We start from the raw sequence: 2,904 nt of genomic DNA, 5'->3' as shown, positions 1-2,904 counted from the left end.
CTCCGAATAAATGTCTGAACCCCTTTCTTGAGGTGTTCATTTTTATTCCTCTTTTCTATTGTAGCCTATGCGAAACGGTTGACATGACAGTGTTTAAAGCCAAGTGACTGCGAATTTGGTTTTGGAGAAAAATGGATTGGCAGAGTTCCAATCCACACTTACATTTTACCATAAACGAAAAGGTGATGGTATGAAAACGCACGCAACAAAATAGGGCGTTTAGCCTGGAAGTGTCAGGAATTATTCTGAAATTATTAGGATTTTGCAAAATAAGACTGCTATAGATTGAAAAAAAACGGATTTTTGGTAAAATACTTGAGTGATGGTATTATAATTCTCTTTCATTCATCCATCGGGAAGAAAGCAGGTTGCAAATGTCAACAGATAGAAAAATCAACGAAGAAAATGAAACAACAAACAATAAGATGGTGCAGGGGACTTTTTGGATGACTTTCGGGAGCATTTTTTCCCGCTTGATCGGCGCTCTCTACATCATCCCATGGAATGCCTTGATGGGCTCGACGGATGCGGCCAACACTGCCAATGCCCTTTATTCGATAGGCTACACACCTTATCAGCTATTCCTTTCGATCGGAATAGCAGGCTTTCCTGCAGCGATGTCCAAACAGGTGGCCCAATACAATGCAAAAAATCAATACCGCACCGGGATCGACATCTTCAAGAAGAGCATGTTTTTCATGATTTTGACGGGTGCCGTCAGTGCCGCATTGATGTACGGTTTGGCACCGATGATTGCTGAGAACAGCCCGGCTGCTTCGCCTGAAGACGGAGCATTGGTTATTCGGGCGTTGGCTCCGGCTTTATTGTTGGTGCCAGGCATGAGTTTGATGCGCGGTTTTTTCCAGGGCTATCAGGATATGGTGCCTTCAGCGATTTCACAAGTGTTCGAACAGATCGGCAGGGTTGTGTACCTTTTGGGAGCCACCTACATCGTGATGCAACTTCTGGATGGCAGTATCGCTACTGCTGTTGCACATTCCACTTTCGCAGCGTTTGTGGGCGCGATCGTTGCAACCATCATCCTGCTTTTTTATTACAAAAAGAAAATGGCGGAATATCAACCGTTGATCGCCAACAGTGAACCTTCCAGCAACATCCAGACGACTGAGGCCATCAAGAGCATGCTGCAGGAATCGATTCCGTTCATCCTGATCGGCTCAGGCATCACTTTCGCCAAGCTGATCGACCAAGTGACGTTCAAACCGATGATGGAAAACTTGACGAACTACACAGGTAAGGAAATCGAGGATCTTTTCGGACTGTTCAGTTTCAACGCCGACAAATTGATCATGATCATCGTTTCATTGGCGGTCGGGATGGCCACAGCAGCGGTTCCGCTGATTGCCGCCGAGTTCACGAAAGGAAACTTCCGTGTGCTGCAGAGCCAGGTGAGGGAGATCATCCAACTGTTCGCTTTCATCATGCTGCCGGCATCTTTGGGGATGATGATCGTTTCAGAACCGATCTACAACGTGTTCTATCCGCTTCATCCGGTAGGTCCTACGCTATTGGCGGTATCGGCTCTGATGAGCATCGTTTTGGGACTGTTCACGGTTCTCGGATCGATTTTGCAGTCTTTGAGCCGACATAAGACAATGATCTCCTATCTGCTGGTTGGACTTGCAGTCAAAGTGATTATGCAGTATCCGATGTTGGCATTGTTCGACACGGCAGGCGCATTGGTTGCGACGACGATCGGATTCATCGTGACGGTGCTCTTGAGCGGATGGAAAATCTATCATCTGACCCATTTTGGTCTGGTTGATACATTGCGGAAAACCGGGAAAATTTTGGCAGTCGCCTTGGTTATGACGGCATGTGCGTTCATCGCTTTGAAAGTCAGCATGCTGGTCATTCCGATCGATCGCAAGTTGACGGCATTGGTGGTTGTCGTCATCGTAGCGGCGATCGGGGGATTTGTCTACTTGTTCCTGACCCTTAAATTGCGCATCGCTGATGACATTTTGGGCGCCAAAGCGAACGGCCTGCGCAGAAAAATGCGCATCAAATAAAATAAACGAAACCGAAAAGCAGCCTTAGTGGGTGCTTTTTGGTTTATAAGGGAGAAAAAATATGCGTTTGGATAAACTGCTGTCGAATTCCGGATTCGGATCGAGAAAAGAAGTCAAAGTGTTATTGAAAAAGAAATTGGTGACGGTCAATGGGAAAATTGAAACGAAAGCCGAAGCCAAAGTGGACAGCGAAAAGGACGCTATTCTTGTTTATGGCGAACCTATCAGCTACCAGGAATACATTTACCTGATGATGAACAAACCGCAGGGCGTCCTCAGTGCGACGGAGGATAATCATCAAAAGACGGTCATCGATCTGCTGGCTTTCGAACTGCATCAGCAGGAACTCTTTCCAGTCGGCCGACTGGACAAAGATACGGAGGGACTGCTGCTGTTGACGAACGATGGCCAATTGGCGCATTTCCTGCTGTCGCCGAAACGGCATGTGGACAAGGTTTACTTTGCAGAAGTGGCCGGTCGGATGACGGAAGAGGACCAAAGGGATTTTTCTGAAGGCATCATACTCGAAGATGGCTATCGTTGCCTGCCGGCAAAACTGGAGATCCTGCGCTATGATGAAGTAAAGGATTGCTCAGAGGTAGAGATCACGATCAAAGAAGGGAAGTTCCATCAAGTGAAACGGATGGTGTTGGCCTGCGGAAAAGAGGTCACCTTCCTGAAAAGATTGACGATGGGACCCTTGCATTTGGACGAGCAATTGGAAAAAGGGGAATATCGTCCATTGACCGATGAGGAACTTGCGGCATTGCGGGAACATCTGCCGGAGTCGATTAAAAAAGGCTAAGAGTTTGCCTATCATTGGGCCAAAATACCAAGTTTTTATTTGGATATTTTGCCAAAAGTGATATGA

At 46.8% G+C, this 2,904-nt stretch carries 2 protein-coding genes; both read left to right on the top strand.

The genetic code is table 11. The features are described 5' to 3' along the window. The first annotated feature begins 374 nt into the window (after window positions 1-374). On the top strand, window positions 375-2,033 hold the full coding sequence (locus tag WBV27_RS08545; RefSeq protein WP_424201186.1) for a putative polysaccharide biosynthesis protein: 1,659 nt from the start codon (window positions 375-377) through the stop codon (window positions 2,031-2,033). A gap of 61 nt (window positions 2,034-2,094) precedes the next feature. After that, complete coding sequence (locus WBV27_RS08540; protein ID WP_424201184.1) at window positions 2,095-2,838, top strand: pseudouridine synthase; 744 nt, start codon at window positions 2,095-2,097, stop codon at window positions 2,836-2,838. The last annotated feature ends 66 nt before the right edge of the window (window positions 2,839-2,904 follow it).

The organism is Trichococcus sp. (assembly GCF_049589555.1).
Lineage (GTDB): Bacteria > Bacillota > Bacilli > Lactobacillales > Aerococcaceae > Trichococcus.
Note: the sequence above shows the minus strand (reverse complement) of the source record. Positions and strands in the feature narration are given on the sequence as shown.

What these genes read in the sequence shown, in the direction of transcription:
- WBV27_RS08545 (WP_424201186.1), top strand. Translation starts at nt 375, where the DNA reads ATGTCAACAGATAGAAAAATCAACGAAGAAAATGAAACAACAAACAAT.
- WBV27_RS08540 (WP_424201184.1), top strand. Translation starts at nt 2,095, where the DNA reads ATGCGTTTGGATAAACTGCTGTCGAATTCCGGATTCGGATCGAGAAAA.